Genomic DNA, 15,151 nt, shown 5'->3' with positions numbered 1-15,151 from the left:
CCCCTCCGGGCCTGGGCAGCGGCGGGGTAGCCGGGCATTGGTATCCGGGCGTTGGTATCCGGGCTTTTCACATGCGGGGGTGGCCCGCGGGAGGGTGTCCTTGCCATCATCGTTCGGTGACCGATGACCAACGCACACCCCCCTCGAAGGTGGCCGACGACCGTGCGTCGCTCACCTCGTTCCTCGACTACCAGCGGGCCACCCTGGCCATGAAGTGCCGGGGGCTGACCGGCGAGCAGCTGAAACAGAGGGCGATCCCGACCTCACGGCTCACACTTTTGGGCCTGGTACGCCACGCGGCCTCCATCGAGCGAAGCTGGTTCCGCTTCGCCCTGAACGCCGAGGACATCAAGTCGCTGTGGCCCGGCCAGGTCGACGGCGCGGCCGCCGAGTTCCACGTCGAGGACGCCGATGTGGACGAGGCGTTCGAGGTCTGGCGCGAGGAGTGCGTCCGTGCCCGCGCGGTCGCTTCTTCCTTCGCTTCCCTCGACGACACCGTCAACTGCGGAGGCGTGTCCATCTCGCTCCGCTACGTCCTCACCCACATGATCGAGGAGTATGCGCGGCACAACGGCCACGCCGACCTACTGCGCGAAGCGATAGACGGAGCCGTCGGCGAGTAAGCGCTGTCCAGTAAATGATCCACGACTTCACGGACACGCCTCAGCCCACGGTGGCCACCTTCTTCGCGATGGCCCGCAGGAGGTCATGGCGGATCATGCCGCTGCCCGCGCGCATGAAGCCCCAGTACAGGGCGAAGGCGCGGCGGGTGGCGGGGTCGGTGTTCAGGACCCGGGTCTCGGTGGACAGCAGGGTGCCGTATCCCTCGGGAGTGAGCCGGAAGTTCATCACCACCTTCGACCAGCCCGCTTCGTCGAAGTGTGCGAACGCCTCCGGATCGCCTCGTTCGACGTCCGGGCGTACGGGGCGCAGCGCGGTGTAGCGGGCGATATCGCCGAGCACCACCTCCCGGGGCGGGTCCGCGGCCATCTCCCGGGGGGCCATCGACTCCAGGACCCGTAGGTCCATGCCCTGGTGGGCGCCGGTGTCAACGCCGTTGACCCAGGTCTTGGGGCCACCGCGCACCCGCATCAGGCCGAGGGTCACGGCGAGTTCGCCGACCCGCAGGTCCATGAGTTCGTGCCAGACCCGCTCCGGCGGGGCGTCGATCCGGCGGCTGTGGTGTTCACGCTTGTCGAAGGTCGGCAGCAGTCGTTCCAGCGTCCAGTTCATCGCTTGTCCTCGTGTCCTGGCTCCGCAGGGCCAGCAGATCGTGTGTGCGTTCCACGTATGACAACGCCGACAGCAACTCCGCGCTGCCGACGGTGTGTTCGCGTGTCCCACCGGTGATACCCCGGATGGGCATCGAGCCGACGGATGCCCAGCGCAGCCGCCCCGCCTCGTCGATATAGCCGCGGGAGCGTCCGTGGTTGTCGGAGTGCAGGCAGTACGGCACATCGAGATAGCCCTTGGCGAAGGCGCGCACCAGGGCCTGACCGATGTCCGGGTGGAGGCCGAGTACGGCCTCGATGAGCTGCCGGGCCTCCGCGGCGATACCGGTGTCCGGGGCCGGGGCCGGAGCCGCGTCCGGGGGTGTCCGAGTGGCTTCGGCCGCCGCGGCGGCGCCCGCGAACTCCAGCGCCTCGACGTTCTCCTCGATGGTGGGGATGCGGTACGACTCGGCCGGTGTCTTGACGATGAGCCGGGTGGCGCCCGTGCGGACGGCGAGTTCGGCGGCCGCGCGCAGCACGAGCAGGGCACCGCCATGGGTACGCGGATACTTGCCCATGTACGCGTACACCACGATGTGCCAGTCGGTGTCGTCCGGCAGGAACGCGGTGGCCAGCGACCGCAGCGCGGCCACCGCCTCCTCGTCCTGCCGGCTGTCGGTCTGCTGGGCGTAGCTGAGCGAGATGCTGCGCAGCCCGTGCCGGTGGAAGAAGAGCCCTTCGAGCACGGTGATGGCGATGAGCAGTCCGGGCGGACACATCTGGCCCATCATGCACCCGCCGAAGCTCTCCAGATGGGGCTCGACGCCCCGGTCCCGCAGCTCCGCGAACCGCTCGCAGGAGCGTGCCCAGCTCACGGTGGCCTCGCGCAGCGGCACCCGGCTGTAGGGCAGGCAGTACGAGACGGGCCCGCCCTCGGTGGCATCAAGCCCGGCCGCGACCAGGGCGGCGATGATGTCGTCCGGCAGCGCGGAACCGTGTCTGACCTGGACCGGGAAGTCGGGGCCCTGAATGCCGTCGAGCACGGCACGGGTGGTGTCCGGGCCATGGGTGACCAGCGGATAGCCGTTGAGCGGAAAGCCATCGGCCAGGGCGCGCTCGGCCGAGGCGTAGTCCTTCACCCGCGTATAGCTGTCCAGGGTGAGGGTGCCGACGGTGGCCGCCCGCGCCCGCCGGACGGCCTCCAGCCCCGCGCGCATCCGCCGTGGGCCGCTGAAGCCCATCCGGGGCTGGACCAGCGGCCCCGCCGAGCGCCGGCGGGCGGCGAGTCCGGCGAAGGAGCCGGATGTGCTCATGAGGTGGCGACCGGGTGGCGGGGGGCGGGGTGGTCCAGGGAGGCCAGGAACCGGCCGATCTCGGTCGGTTCTGCGTCGTCCTGGAACACGGCGCTGAAGCCCGCCGAGACGAGCCGCCGCGCCCTGTCGTCCGCCTCGGCGCCCCCGGTGATGCCCAGCTTGCCGCCGATCACCACCGGGGTGTCCCGGGTCCGCGGCTCGGACCGGAGCTTGCGGATCAGCCGCAGGCCGTCCACCTGCCCATGGCCATTGACCGTACTGATCACCACCAGGTCGGGACGGATCGCGGAGCACTCCTGGACCAGCAGTTCGTCCGCCACACACGCGCCGAGGTTGATGACACGGTGGCCCGTCTCCTCCAGCAGCAGCTGAAGGAAGACGAGGTTCCAGGTGTGGGAGTCCGAGGACACACTGCTGAGCAATATGGTGCGGCCGCGTGGGGCGACGGCCGCGTTGACGGGGTTCATGAGCATGGGATCTCTCTCCTGGCCTCAGCCGCAGCCGCCGGCGGAGTCGGAGTCGTAGGCGCCCACCCGCTCCCGCAGCGCGGCCGGCACCTCGTCGTCCGCGAACTCAGGATCGGCCACGTCCACCCCGGCCTTCCGCAGGGCCGGGATCAGCTCGTCGAGGAAGCCGTCGACCCGGTCCAGGCCCCAGAAGCGGTGGCGTCCGACCTTGAAGTACGGGATGCCGAACACATCGTCGTCGTAGGCGGCGGCGAGGGCGTCCACGCCTTCGGCGCGCAGTGCGGGGTCGTGGACGGCGGCCACCATCGCATCGCCGTCGAACCCGGCCGCCTCGGCCACCCGGTGCAGCACCGCGGCGTCGCAGATGTTCTCGCCACGTTCCCAGCGGGCCGCCGTCACCGCCGTGTAGAACTCGCGCTCACGGCCGAGGTGGCGCGCCTTCAGCCAGGCCAGATGCGGCACCTCCCACCACGGGTCGATGTCCACCGGCCAGGACATGGTGTATCCGAAGCGGGTGGAGAGCCGCTTGGTGTCCTGGAGGATGTAGAGGTGCTTGGCCTTGCTCATCTGGGTGTAGTGGAAGCCGGAGTCGCGCTCCTCCAGCGCGGCCCGGGTCTTCTCGTCCGGATCCCAGTACGGGTAGTACTCGATGACCTCGGGGGCCTGCGGGAAGCGCTCCTCGAGCCGCTTGAGCCCCATCCAGCTGAACGGGGAGCGCAGGTTGAAGTACAGGCGGGGCGGTCGCTTCATCGGGGGTCCCCCAGCAGCGCTGCGCGGGTCGTGTCGTCGAACTCGGCGAGGGTGCCGGCCAGTTCGCCGCGGCTGACGGCGTAGCCGTGCATGATGGTCCCGGTGGCGGTGTGCACCAGCCGTCCGTCGCGGTGGACATAGGTGTCGAAGGTGGCGGTGTACATCACGTCCTTGACGATCTCCTGGACGGTGAACACGGTGTGCAGGGTCTCTTCCATGAGGGCGTCGGCGAGCATGTGCACCCGGGCCCGGGACACCACTGGGATCCAGCCGCGTTCGACGAGCATGGTGCGGATGGAGATGCCGCGGTCCGCCAGGAAGCGGTCCACGACCTCCTCCATGGCCCGGACGTAGCCGGAGTGCTGGAGCCGGTCGGAGAAGTGGCAGTAGAAGTACGGGATTCGCCAGGACCACAGGAAGGCGCCTGAATCGGCCGGGGCGAGGACGGCGGGCAGGTCACTCTCGGCGACGGTCCTGGGCTCGTGGTCCGCCACGTCGGCGAGGGCGGCCACCTCGGGGACGGTGTAGGGCTCCAGATGGGCCGGGACGGGCTGGACGCCGGCGGGGGCGTCCTTCAGGGTGACCAGGGCGACCCGGACCCTGCCGGTGAGAACGGTGACGGTCGCGCCGTCCCGCTCGACGGTCAGCCGGACCTTGAACGGGGCGCCGTGGCCGGGCTTGGGCTTGCCCGGCTCCACGACGGCGGTCACCTCGTCGTCGATGCCGAGTGTGGCGGGCAGGCTGACCGAGTGGTCGACGATCTCCAGGCCGAGGCCGTAGGTGTGGTGGAGCGTCTCCGCGCCCACCCCGCGCTCGCGGAAGTACTGGAGGACCGCCTCCTCCGTCAGATACATGAAGTGCTTGAAGCCGATCCAGGTGCGGATGTTGGCGCCCTCGTAGCGGGGCCTGCCCACGGGGGTGGTGAGGGTGCCGTCCAGCAGCTCCGTCATGGTCATTCCTCTGCGGTGAGAAGGGTCGTGGCGAGGGGGGTGGTCGCCGGGAGGGCGGCGAGGCCGTCCAGGAAGCGGGCGATGTCCGCGCCGACGTCCCCGGGCTGCTCCGCATGGCAGAAGTGGGTGTAGCCGGGGCGTCTGCGGACGGTCGCCGCGGGCATGGCGGCGGCCAGGGCCGCCGCGCGGTCCTCGGACAGCGAGGCGTCGCCGTGTCCGGCCAGGACGAGGGTGGGCACGGTGACGGCGCCCAGGTCCAGTTCGGTGGTGCCGGTGAACTGGAGGAACAGGCTGAGGAATCCGACCGGGCCGATCCGCTCGACCGTGGTGTCGGCCATGGCGGCCAGCACCTCGGGGTCCAGGTCCCCGGCCCGCCTCCCCAGTCCGACGCGTACGCCGTCGGCGATGATCTGCCGGAAGCCCGCCAGCGCCGCGTCGTACAGGGGCCAGTCCACCCGGAGGGCTTCGGGGCGGTAGAACGGGGCGAGCAGCACCGCGGCACACGGCCGGGGCGCGCCGTCCCGGTCGGCCAGGTGCTCCAGGACCGCGTTGGCGCCGAAGGAGTGGCCGATCAGGACGTCGACGGGCTCGGGCACCAGGGCGAGCGCCTCGCGCAGCCAGTGCGCGGGGGTGCCGTGGTGCCGCCAGCGGTAGCGGTTGCCCGCGCGCCACGGCAGGTCGAGCGCGTAGATCCGGCAACGGCCCGCCAGCTCTCCGGCCAGCGGCTGCCATCCGGCCCACCCGCCTTCGAGACCGTGCACCAGGGCCGCCACGGGGAGGGCGGGGTGCGGTGCCGGGGACGGCGTCCCCAGCACGGCCAGCCGCTCCCGCGCCCCGCGGGCCTCGGCCACCGCTGTCCACCGGTCGGGCGGCGGTCCCGGGCGCGGCCCGTTCGGCTCCGCCATGTCAGCCTCCCCCCGCGAGGGCGGGGACGTCCGCCGGGTCGAGCCGCACCGAGGCGTAGCCGTCCTCGCCGTCGCCGCAGGTGATCAGCGCCCCGCCCGGTCCGGACGGCTGCCCGGAGCCCAACCAGGCGGCGGCCACGGCCAGTTGGACCACGCCGAGCGCTCCGTAGACCTCCCCCAGATGCGCGGTGAGGTCGATGCCGCCGCCGGCTCCCGGGGCCCCGGGGGCGGTGAGCCGGAGCGCGGCGGGCGGCGCGAGGTCGTCGGCGATGTCGTCCGGCCGGATGTGGCGGCGTACGTTCCCCAGCCGCGGCCCGGACCCGTCGTGCTCCAGTACGACGCAGGCGGCGGCCGCCCGGAGCGGGACCGGCAGCGTGGTGCCGGGCACGGCCGGGCGGAGGGCGGCCAGCCCGCGGGCCACCTCGTCATCGGGTTCGGCCCCGACCACCACGACCCGGCGGGCGCGCTCGCCGCGCAGCAGCAGGGCGCCCAGCCGGACGGCGTCCAGGCCGGAGGTGGCGCCGGAGCACACCATCAGATTGGGCCCGGTGAAGCCGTAGCGGATGGCGAGGGTACTGGCGATCACATTGCTGGAGGCGTTGGGGCCGTTCAGCGGGGAGACGTCGTGGGCGGAGCCGGCCCGCATCCCGGCCACGATGTCGCGGACGGTCCGGGCGTTGCCGACGTTGGAGCTGACGACGACGGCGGTGTGTTCCGCTCCGGGGAGCGGTTCGGTGAGCTTGCCCGGGGGCAGTCCGAAGGCACGGTGGACCGCGCACAGCGCCAGCCGGGTCGCGTCCTCCTTGAACAGCAACCCCTTGCGGCCCAGTACGGTGTGCGCCCGGTCCGGGCGGCAGGCCGGTTCCGGGGCCACGGAGGAGAAGAGGTCCCCCGCCGCGGTCGCCACGGAGCCGCCGATCGGGTCGGGCACATGGAGGGCGTGTGCGGTGACGGTCACCCCGTCGGGGTTCATGGTCATCGGTCCACCCCGATCACGCTGACGGCGTTGACTCCGCCGAATCCGAAGGCATTGACCTGGGCCACCCGGGCGTCGCAGGGCGCGGGGTCGCCGATGACCAGCCGCAGTCCGGCGGCCGCCTCGATCGGCTCGGCGAGCCCCGCCGTGGCGGGCACCGAACCGGAGCGCATCGCCCAGGCGGCGACGAGCAGGCTCATCAGCGCCGCGCTGCCGGAGGTGTGCCCGATGGCGCCCTTGATGCCGGTCACCAGCGGGCCCGGGGCGGCACCGGCGAAGACCGCGTCCAGAGCGGCGGATTCGGTCGGGTCGTTGAGCGCGGTGCCGGTGCCATGGGCGAGGACCAGGCCGATGTCGTGCGGGGTGACCTCGGCGCGGCGGTGGGCGTCCCGCATGGCCGCGACGATCCCGTCCACGTCCGGGGCGGTCTCGTGGTGGGCGTCGCAGGAGAGCCCGGTGGCGAGGACGGTGGCGAGCGCGCCGGGCCCGGCGTCGGCGGCGCGCCGCAGGACCACCGCCACCGCGCCCTCGCCCAGCAGCACACCGGCGCGGCCCTCCTGGAAGGGCCGGAGCGCGGGTGTGGGGGCGTCGGCCACCCGGCCGATCATGGTGAGCATGGATTCGCTCATCGCGTCGCAGCCCGCCGCCACGACCGCGTCGGCCTCGCCCGCCGCGAGCAGGTCCTGGGCGAGCGCGAGGGCATGGCCGGACGCGGAGCAGGCGTTGGACACCGTGATCACCTCGGTGACCTCCGGCAGCACCTCGCGCACCGCGGTGGTGAAGTGCAGATCCCGGCGGCGCACCGGGATCCCGTCCAGGGCCCAGCGCTCCATGGCCCGCAGTTCGCGCAGTCCGGTGCCGACGATGACGGACACCCGCTCGGCGGCCGGGTCCACCCCGGCCTGGCGGACGGCGCCGAGGACGCAGCGGGCGAGCCAGCGCCCGGCCCGCAGCGGCGGTTCGGACTCGGCGTCGGTGGAGTCCTCGACGTGATAGCCGCGGGTGACGTTGATGCGGTCGGTGTCGTAGAACCTCAGGTTCTGGCTGCCGTCGACGCCCTTCGCCAGGGCGGCGAAGGTGGAGTCGGTGCCGCCGTGGCAGGTGAGCAGATCAGCTCCGGTGATCGCCACGTGCACGGTGCCACCCCCTCAGTACGGCCGCGCCGACACCGCCGTCGGGAGAGACCGAGGTGACCACGGACACCGCGCCGTCCAGCTCCGGGTGGCCGCGGTGACCGGCCAGCAGGGCGGCGATCTGAAGCGAACCGGAGGCGCTCTGGCACTCGCCGACCCACTCCTTGGCCCGCACCCGCCACACGTCGGCGCCGAGCGCGCTCTCGATGCCACGGCGCTCGATGCCGTCCAGGCGGGCGATTCCGCTCTCGCCGGTGGCGACCGCCCGCACCTGGGACGGTTCCACTCCGGCGCGGCGCAGGGCGCGGCCGATGCGGTCGGCGAGTCCGGCTCCGGCGTCGGGCTCCCGGCCGGGGGCGCCGTAGGTGCCGACCTCGACGGCCAGCACCTCGGCGTCGGGGGTGCGTCCCTGGGCGCGCACCGCCTCCGCGTTCTCCACGACGAAGACGGCGGAGCCCTCGCCGACCGTGACCCGGTCTTCCTCGGCGGAGTGCTGGCGGTGGCTGAACCAGGCGGTGTGCGGGCTGAACTCCTCGACGGAGCCGACGAGCAGGGCGTCCGCGTAGCCGCGGCGGATCTGGTTGCGGGCGTAGCGCAGGGCGCTCAGCCCGGCGAGCCGACCGCCCGCGACGGTGGCGTTGACGCCCTTGAGCCCCAGCCAGATCGCGGACTGGCCGGCGGCGCAGTTCATCACCGTGTTGGGGAACAGCACCGGGTTGACCAGGAACGGCCGGTCGCCCTCCAGGGTTTCGCGGCTGTAGTCGCTGGTGGCCTTGATGCTGCCGGCGGTGGTGCCCAGGACGATGCCGAACCGGTCGCGGTTGTCGTCGGTGACGGTCAGGTCGGTGTCGTCCAGGGCGAGGGTGCAGCCGAGCAGTCCGAGGGAGGTGCTGCGGTCGAAGAAGCTGGTGCCCTTGCGGCCGAGGTGGTCGCGCACCGTGAAGTCGGGCATGGCGAACGCCTGGTTCTCGGGCAGCTCTTCGTCGAACATGCCGGTGACGTCGCGCAGCCCGCTGCGGCCCTCGCCGATGGCGGTGGTGAACTCCTCGGCGCCGATGGCCAGGGAGGTGACGACGCCCCAGCCGGTGATGGCCAGGGTGTTTCCGCGGACGTCCCCGTGGCCGGTGGGGTCCGGGCTGGTGGCGGTGGCGTTCATGCGACCCGTCCGAGGATGGTGATGGCGTTGTTGCCGCCGAAGGCGAAGCCGTTGTTCTGCACGACCTCGGGCCGTGCCGGGCGGCTCTCGTTCGGCACGGGGTCGATGGCGGGCAGTGCGGGGTCGGGGGTGCGGTAGTTGGTGGTCGGGGGCAGGAAGCCGGTGTCGATGGCGAGTGAGGCGGCGATGGCGCCGAATCCGCTGGCCGCGCCCATGGTGTGGCCGAGCATGGATTTGATGGAGCTGATCGGCGGGGGCCGGGTGCCGAAGACCTCGACCACGGCCTGGGCCTCCATGGCGTCGTTGGCCGGGGTGCCGGTGCCGTGGGCGCAGATGTAGTCGACGTCGCCGGGCGCGATACCGGCGTTGTGGTGGGCCCGGCGCATGCACTCGGCGATGCTCACCGGGTCGGGGGCGACCATGTGGTTGGCGTCGCAGTTGAGGCCGTAGCCGAGCACCTCGGCGTAGATGTGGGCGCCGCGTCCGGTGGCGGACTCCAGGGTCTCCAGGAAGAGGGCGGCCCCGCCCTCGCCGGTGAGGATGCCGGAGCGGTCCTTGTCGAAGGGTGAGCAGACCTTCTCGGTGAGCGCGCCGAGCCGGTAGAAACCGGCGTGCGCCCAGCGGCACACCGAGTCCGCGCCACCGGCGATCATGTAGTCGGCGTCGCCGGTGACGATCTGGTCGTAGGCGTAGCCGAGTGCGTAGTTGCTGGCCGAGCAGGCGGTGGACAGGGTCACGGCCTCGCCGGTGAGGCCGAGTTCCTGGTTGACGGCGGTGGCCAGCCGGGAGGCCGGGACCTGGGCGGCGTACGCGGGGGTGACCTCGGCCAGTCCGGTGTGCACCCATTCGGCGGTGAGCGCCTCGATGACCTGGGACTCACCGCTGGTGGTGCCGATACTGGAGCCGGCGGCGGCGCCCGCGAGCACCTTCTCGTCGATTCCGGCGTCCGCGACGGCCAGCCGCGCCGCCGCGGCGGCGAACAGGCTGGTGCGGCCCCACTCGGCGGTGGAGAGGGTGCGCAGCAGCGCCTTGGGGTCGAAGTCGGGGACCTCACCGGCCATGTAGTGCGGGAAGCCGGAGGAGTCGAAGCTGGAGATGGCGGAGATGCCACTGGTGCCGGCGCGCAGGGCCCGGCCGAACGCCGTGACGCCGGTGCCGATGCTGGAGACCGGGCCGAGCCCGGTGATGACGACCCGTCGGTTCATGCCGATCGGTCCTGCCGGCCGACCTGGGTGGCCACGACGTCGTGGACCGTTCTGACGCACTTCGGACATGGGATTTCTCCTGAATCTGGCGGGGACGGGGGTGGCGGGCACAAACCTGGGCCTGGGGAGCGTGCGGAGGGTTCATGAGCCGGTGCCGGCGGCGAGCCCTTCGCGTACGACGGCGAGGACCGAGCCGAGGGTGGCGATACGGCGGTCGCCCACCCAGGTCTCGCCGCGCATGAACGCGTTGTCGCCGATGAGCTGGTCGATCTCGACCGTGTGACGCAGCACATCGCCGGGGTAGGCGCTGCCGGTGATCGTCACCTCGCGGGCGGAGCCGAAGATGAGGGTGCCCTCGCGCCGCTCCCCGGAGGTGGCTGCCGAGTACAGCCACAGCACGGCGCCGGTCTGGCCGAACGACTCGACGAGCAGGGAGGCCGGATAGGCGTAGGCGGAGACGGGGAGGTCCTCGTCCAGACCGGCGTAGCAGGGCTCGCCGCCGGTCACGGCCTTGGTGGCGACGATGCGCACCCCGGGTTCGAGGTCCAGGACGCGGTCCACGAGCAGAGCGGGGTGGCGGTGCGGCAGGATGCGCCGGATCTCGGCGTGTTCAAGCGTGGTCATCGCCGTCCCTCCGGTCGATGCGCAGTTCGAGGGTCATCCGGGCGGACAGGGCGCCGTCGCCGCGGTGGCAGCGGACCTTGGCCCGCACCGTCGCGGGTGCGTCATCGCGTTCGGTCAGCTCGCAGCCGATGCGCAGGGTGTCCCCGGGCAGGAGCGGGGCCGCGAAGCTGATCGAGGTGATGGTGGCAAGTTCGGCGAGCGCACCGGGGCCGTGCCGTTCGGTGGCCCAGTGGCGGATGGCCTGGTGGACGGATTCGAGGGTGAACACCCCCGGGTAGATGGTGAAGTCCGGGTAGTGGCCGACGAGATACGGTTCGTCGCCGGTGATCCGCTTGACCGCCTCCACCCGTGTGCCGGCCGGGGTGTCCGCGATGTCCACCGTGTCGACGGCGGTGAGCGGGGCGGCGAACCGGCGGCTCACAGGACGATGCCCCCGTCGACCTGGAGGATCTGCCCGGTGATGTAGCCCGCCCGGTCGGACACCAGGAACGACACCAGTTCGGCCACGTCCTCGGGGGTACCGAAGCGGCGCAGGGGGACCAGTTCCAGCGCCTGGGCGCGCACCTTGTCGGTGAGGCCCGCGGTCATGTCGGTCTCGATGAATCCAGGGGCGACGACATTGACCCGCAGGCCGTAGGGGGCGAGCTCCTTGGCCAGCGCCTTGCTCATGCCGTTGATACCGGCCTTGGCGGCGGAGTAGTTCGTCTGCGCCTTGTTGCCGTAGACGCCGGCCACCGAGGAGACGTTGACGATGACGCCCCGCTTGCGCTTCATGAAGCCGAACGCCATCGACCGGCAGAAGTGGAAGACACCGGTCAGGCTGGCGTCGATGACGGCGTCCCAGTCCTCCACCGGCATCAGCACGAGGGGGTTGTCGCGGACGATACCGGCCGAGTTGACGAGGGTGTCGATGGCGCCGAGGTCGGCCTCGGCCTCCTTGATGAAGGACTGCACGGCCTCGAAGTCCGCGACGTCACAGGGTGCGTGGAAGCAGCGCACGCCCAGCTCGCGGATCCGCTCGGCGGTCTCCTCGGCGCGCTCCTTCTCGCTGCGGTAGCAGAACGCGACGTCCATTCCGTCCTGGGCGAGGCGGAGGGCGACGCTCGCGCCGATACCGCGCGATCCCCCGGTGACAAGGGCACGGCGTTGTGTGGACATGGGAATTACCTCGTGGGTCGGGTCCGGATACGGTTCAGTGGGTGGTACGGGACGGCGGGTCATGAGCGGGCGCGCTCACCAGGGGGCGCTCACCAGCGGGTGACGCTCACCAGCGGGTGGTCTCGCCGAAGAACCCCTCGATGGCGGTGGCCTCGTTCTCCTCCAGGGCGGCCCGGTGCACGAACGCGCCGACGGCGAGGTCGAGCACGCCGAGGCCGAAGGGCGAGAAGATGACGGGCCGGTCGGTGGCCAGCTTCCGACGGCCGCGGATCACATCCGCGAGGGTGCCGTTGATGAACTCCCGGTGGCCGAACTTCTGCTCGGCCAGATGCGGCGAGGTGTTGGCGGTGAGGCAGTGGTCGATGTCGTCCAGGATGTTGTGGGCGCCCACGATGATCTCCGGGTCGATGTCCCGCAGGGAGATGTTGAGGACGATCTGACCGGGGGCGAAGGTGCCCGGCCGGGTGATGTGGGGCTCTGCGGCCGTGGTGGCGAGCACCACCAGATCGGCCTCCGCGATCGCCCTGTCACGGTCGGGGGCGACGCGCGCACGGTGTCCGAGTGCGCCCGCCACATGCTCGGTGAGCGATTCGGCGTAGCGCGGGTCCCGGTCGTGCACCAGCACCTCGTCGAGCTGCCAGTCGCGGTCGGTGAAGAACTCCAGGATGTTGCGGGCGATGATGCCGGCGCCGATCACCAGCAGCCGCCGGGCGGTCCGCGATCCGTGCAGCGTCTCGGCGGCGAGCACGGCGGAGGCCGCGGTGCGGGCGGCGCTGATCTGGGCGGCTTCGAGACAGGCGAACGGATAGCCGGTCTCGTGGTCGTTGAGCAGCAGGACCGCCGAGGCGCGCGGCACCGAGCGCTCGATATTGGCGGGGAAGCTGGCGATCCATTTGATGCCGGCGACCGAGTGTTCACCGCCCAGATAGGCGGGCAGGGCGATGATGCGGCTGTCGGGCTTGTCGGGGAAGCGCAGGAAGTAGCTGTTGGGATTGACCGAGTCACCCAGGTCATGGGTGAGATAGGTGTCCCGTACCTGGTCGACGATGTGCGACCGGGACCGGCCGATCACACGGCGGGCGGTTTCGCCGCTGACGACGTGGAAGTCGAACATGTCAGCCTTTCAGGAGCAGTGAGCCGTCGGCGTCCGGATGGTCGTCCGCGCCCGCCGGGAGCAGGGCCTGGTGTCCGAAGCGTTCCTCGACCCAGGTGTCGTTGTAGACGGTGTTGAGATAGCGGTCCCCGGTGTCGGGGGCGATGGCCACCACGGTGGATCCGGGCGGCAGCTCCGGGCCCCTGCGCACCACGGCCGCCAGGACCGAGCCGGTGGAGGCGCCGGTGGCGATGCCCCGGCTTCTGGCGATGGTGCGGCACATACGGACCGCCTCGGCCTCGGGGACGATGACGATGTCGTCGACGAGCCTGGGGTCGCACAGTTCGGGCTTGCGGCTGGTGCCGAGTCCCGGGAGATGCCGCTTGCCGGGCGGGAAGCCGAAGGTGACGGATCCGGCGGTGTCCACCGCGACGATCCGGGTGTGCGGGGAACGTTCGCGGAAGTGGGCCGCGCAACCCATCAGGGTGCCGGTGGTACCGGCGCCGATGAACAGGTGGTCGACCTCGGGGACCTCGTCGAGGATGGCGGCGGCGGTGCGGTCCCGGTGGATGCGGGGGTTGGCCTCATTGGCGTACTGGTTCGGCCAGAACAGGGAGGGGTCCTCCCGCAGCCGGTCGTGGATGTAGTCGATCCTGGACTGTAGATATCCGCCGTTGGCGTCCTTCGTGTCGACGACCACCACCGTCGCCCCGAAGGCCCGGATCAGGGCCGCGTTCTGGGGCGAGGTGTTCGGGTCGGTGACACAGGTGAAGCGGTATCCCCTGGCGGCGCACACGGAGGCGAGCGCCACTCCCAGGTTGCCCGAGGACGATTCGATGATGTGGCCGCCGGGTCTGAGCAGATTCCACCGCTCGGCGTCCTCGACGAGTCCGATGGCGGTCTTCAGTTTGATCGAACCGGCCGGATTGAAACCCTCGATCTTGAGCAGGAGCCGGATCTCGGGGACGAGTCCGTCGATTCGCAGGAAGACACGGTCGAAGACCAGGTCCTGCGCGCTGTCGTACATCAATTTCCTCCGCGCCTTTCCGGGCGCCGCGGATGGTTCATGACATAGGTCCGGGTGGCGAGGAAGATCAGGATTCCCCACACCAGGAACGACATGTCCCAGACGAACAGGCGCCACAGCAGCGGCTTCCACTCGACGGGGTCGGACGGGGTGAGCACGCCGAACGCCACGAGCGACAGGCTGCCGACCTGCAAAGCGCCGTAGACGGTCAGCAGCGCCGCGCCGCCCCAGCCCGCGAGAAGCATCAGCGGGCGGGGGACGACGCGGCCCCACGGCCGGACGAGCGACAACGAGAACAGACCGCCCGCCACCTTGAGCGCGCCGGTGATCCAGACGACCGCGATGAAGCCGGAGTCGCGGCGTTCGGCCATCCGCTGGATCGCGCCGCCCAGGGTGTCGAGGCCGAAGGTGCCCCCGGCCGCCCAGTAGAAGCTGAACAGGCCGAAGACGACGGCCAGTACCGCGGCCGTGTACCCGGCCCAGGCCATCTGCCGTCCCCCGGTGTCCCGGGCTGTTGGAGCGTTCATGTCGGTGGTCCGCTTTCTTCCCTCGTGACGTCGTCGTCGCCGTGGTGTGCGAAGGGGTCAGTCCTGCCAGCCGGCCTGCTGGGCCACGACGTCGTAGACCGCCTTGAGGTTCTCCATCTGGGGCAGCTCGGACTGCGGGATGTCGATCTTGTACTTCTTCTCGATCCGGGCGAGGATCTCGATCGCCCGCAGCGAGTCCGCCTCGTGCTCCTCCGCGAACGAACCGGTCTCGGTGATCTCCTCCGGCTCGACCTCGAGCACCTCGGCGACGATCTCGCGCAGCTCGTCCAGGTGCTGCTCACGCGCTTCGGACATGGTGTGCTCCTTCGGGTGTGTTTCTCGGGTGGGTGTTCTTGCGGGCGTGTTTCTCGGGTGGGTGTTCTCTGTGGTGCGAGGGGGGTGGTTCGCGGGCGGTCAGGAGGTGGCCGAGTCCATGGCCTCGACCAGGCTCTTCGGGCGCATGTCGGTCCAGTTCTCGTTGATGTGATCCAGGCACGCCTGCCGCCCGTCGGGGCCGTGGACAGCCGTCCAGCCGGCCGGGACCTCGGCGAAGACCGGCCACAGGGAGTACTGGCCCTCGTCGTTGACCAGCACCAGATACCTGGCGTCGGCGTCGTCGAAGGGGTTGCTCATCTCTTGTCTCTCTTCCGTGGAGG

The 15,151-nt window shown here is 71.2% G+C and carries 19 protein-coding genes; 1 reads left to right on the top strand and 18 read right to left on the bottom strand.

Features of this window, described 5'->3' with window-relative positions; all coding sequences use genetic code 11:
- Positions 1-116 precede the first annotated feature (116 nt).
- The gene (locus tag AB0E24_RS34010; protein WP_250853748.1) at positions 117-623 is read left to right on the top strand and encodes a DinB family protein; all 507 of its coding nucleotides are present in this window, start codon (positions 117-119) and stop codon (positions 621-623) included.
- A gap of 40 nt (positions 624-663) precedes the next feature.
- Here the strand turns inward: AB0E24_RS34010 and AB0E24_RS34005 are convergent, their stop codons facing one another.
- The 18 genes from AB0E24_RS34005 to AB0E24_RS33920 all read right to left on the bottom strand — a co-directional run bounded on the left by AB0E24_RS34005 (position 664) and on the right by AB0E24_RS33920 (position 15,128).
- Positions 664-1,233, bottom strand: coding sequence for a hypothetical protein (locus tag AB0E24_RS34005; protein ID WP_359382870.1), 570 nt, complete (start codon positions 1,231-1,233; stop codon positions 664-666).
- A complete protein-coding gene (locus tag AB0E24_RS34000) occupies positions 1,187-2,524 on the bottom strand; it encodes a methylaspartate mutase (protein WP_359382867.1) in 1,338 nt (445 codons plus the stop codon). The genes AB0E24_RS34005 and AB0E24_RS34000 overlap by 47 nt, the downstream gene beginning before the upstream one ends.
- The gene (locus AB0E24_RS33995; RefSeq protein WP_102936000.1) at positions 2,521-2,997 is read right to left on the bottom strand and encodes a cobalamin B12-binding domain-containing protein; all 477 of its coding nucleotides are present in this window, start codon (positions 2,995-2,997) and stop codon (positions 2,521-2,523) included. The genes AB0E24_RS34000 and AB0E24_RS33995 overlap by 4 nt, the downstream gene beginning before the upstream one ends.
- Positions 2,998-3,015: 18 nt before the next feature.
- Positions 3,016-3,741, bottom strand: coding sequence for a DsbA family protein (locus tag AB0E24_RS33990; protein ID WP_283881265.1), 726 nt, complete (start codon positions 3,739-3,741; stop codon positions 3,016-3,018).
- Positions 3,738-4,691 (bottom strand): thioesterase family protein, encoded by a 954-nt coding sequence (locus AB0E24_RS33985; protein ID WP_359382862.1) that lies wholly within the window; start codon positions 4,689-4,691, stop codon positions 3,738-3,740. Before AB0E24_RS33985 ends, AB0E24_RS33990 begins: the two co-directional genes overlap by 4 nt.
- 2 nt (positions 4,692-4,693) lie before the next feature.
- Positions 4,694-5,596: an alpha/beta fold hydrolase gene (locus AB0E24_RS33980; protein ID WP_359382859.1), complete on the bottom strand. Its 903-nt coding sequence runs from the start codon at positions 5,594-5,596 to the stop codon at positions 4,694-4,696.
- Between the two features lies 1 nt (position 5,597).
- The gene (locus AB0E24_RS33975) at positions 5,598-6,575 is read right to left on the bottom strand and encodes a beta-ketoacyl synthase N-terminal-like domain-containing protein (RefSeq protein ID WP_359382856.1); all 978 of its coding nucleotides are present in this window, start codon (positions 6,573-6,575) and stop codon (positions 5,598-5,600) included.
- Positions 6,572-7,702, bottom strand: a complete 1,131-nt coding sequence (locus AB0E24_RS33970; protein WP_359382853.1) for a beta-ketoacyl synthase N-terminal-like domain-containing protein — start codon at positions 7,700-7,702, stop codon at positions 6,572-6,574. The genes AB0E24_RS33975 and AB0E24_RS33970 overlap by 4 nt, the downstream gene beginning before the upstream one ends.
- Entirely contained in the window at positions 7,683-8,861 is a 1,179-nt protein-coding gene (locus tag AB0E24_RS33965) for a beta-ketoacyl synthase N-terminal-like domain-containing protein (protein ID WP_359382850.1), read from the bottom strand. Before AB0E24_RS33965 ends, AB0E24_RS33970 begins: the two co-directional genes overlap by 20 nt.
- Complete coding sequence (locus tag AB0E24_RS33960) at positions 8,858-10,066, bottom strand: beta-ketoacyl-[acyl-carrier-protein] synthase family protein (RefSeq protein WP_359382847.1); 1,209 nt, start codon at positions 10,064-10,066, stop codon at positions 8,858-8,860. The genes AB0E24_RS33965 and AB0E24_RS33960 overlap by 4 nt, the downstream gene beginning before the upstream one ends.
- 141 nt (positions 10,067-10,207) lie before the next feature.
- Complete coding sequence (locus AB0E24_RS33955) at positions 10,208-10,690, bottom strand: 3-hydroxyacyl-ACP dehydratase FabZ family protein (RefSeq protein WP_359382844.1); 483 nt, start codon at positions 10,688-10,690, stop codon at positions 10,208-10,210.
- Positions 10,677-11,111 (bottom strand): 3-hydroxyacyl-ACP dehydratase FabZ family protein, encoded by a 435-nt coding sequence (locus AB0E24_RS33950; protein ID WP_359382841.1) that lies wholly within the window; start codon positions 11,109-11,111, stop codon positions 10,677-10,679. Before AB0E24_RS33950 ends, AB0E24_RS33955 begins: the two co-directional genes overlap by 14 nt.
- A complete protein-coding gene (gene fabG, locus AB0E24_RS33945; protein ID WP_069868150.1) occupies positions 11,108-11,848 on the bottom strand; it encodes a 3-oxoacyl-[acyl-carrier-protein] reductase in 741 nt (246 codons plus the stop codon). Before fabG ends, AB0E24_RS33950 begins: the two co-directional genes overlap by 4 nt.
- A 106-nt stretch (positions 11,849-11,954) precedes the next feature.
- Positions 11,955-12,962, bottom strand: coding sequence for a 2,3-diaminopropionate biosynthesis protein SbnB (sbnB, locus tag AB0E24_RS33940; RefSeq protein ID WP_359382838.1), 1,008 nt, complete (start codon positions 12,960-12,962; stop codon positions 11,955-11,957).
- A gap of 1 nt (position 12,963) precedes the next feature.
- Positions 12,964-13,968: a 2,3-diaminopropionate biosynthesis protein SbnA gene (sbnA, locus tag AB0E24_RS33935; protein WP_174883734.1), complete on the bottom strand. Its 1,005-nt coding sequence runs from the start codon at positions 13,966-13,968 to the stop codon at positions 12,964-12,966.
- Positions 13,968-14,495 carry a DUF3995 domain-containing protein gene (locus tag AB0E24_RS33930; RefSeq protein ID WP_359148562.1) on the bottom strand — a complete coding sequence of 176 codons (528 nt, stop codon included), beginning with the start codon at positions 14,493-14,495 and terminating at the stop codon, positions 13,968-13,970. Before AB0E24_RS33930 ends, sbnA begins: the two co-directional genes overlap by 1 nt.
- A gap of 57 nt (positions 14,496-14,552) precedes the next feature.
- Positions 14,553-14,810: an acyl carrier protein gene (locus AB0E24_RS33925; protein ID WP_069868154.1), complete on the bottom strand. Its 258-nt coding sequence runs from the start codon at positions 14,808-14,810 to the stop codon at positions 14,553-14,555.
- Between the two features lie 99 nt (positions 14,811-14,909).
- The gene (locus tag AB0E24_RS33920) at positions 14,910-15,128 is read right to left on the bottom strand and encodes an MbtH family protein (RefSeq protein WP_093701757.1); all 219 of its coding nucleotides are present in this window, start codon (positions 15,126-15,128) and stop codon (positions 14,910-14,912) included.
- Between the last annotated feature and the right edge of the window lie 23 nt (positions 15,129-15,151).

This window comes from Streptomyces malaysiensis subsp. malaysiensis (assembly GCF_040653035.1).
In the GTDB taxonomy this organism is placed as follows: domain Bacteria; phylum Actinomycetota; class Actinomycetes; order Streptomycetales; family Streptomycetaceae; genus Streptomyces; species Streptomyces malaysiensis.
This window is presented reverse-complemented; position numbering and strand designations above follow the sequence as displayed.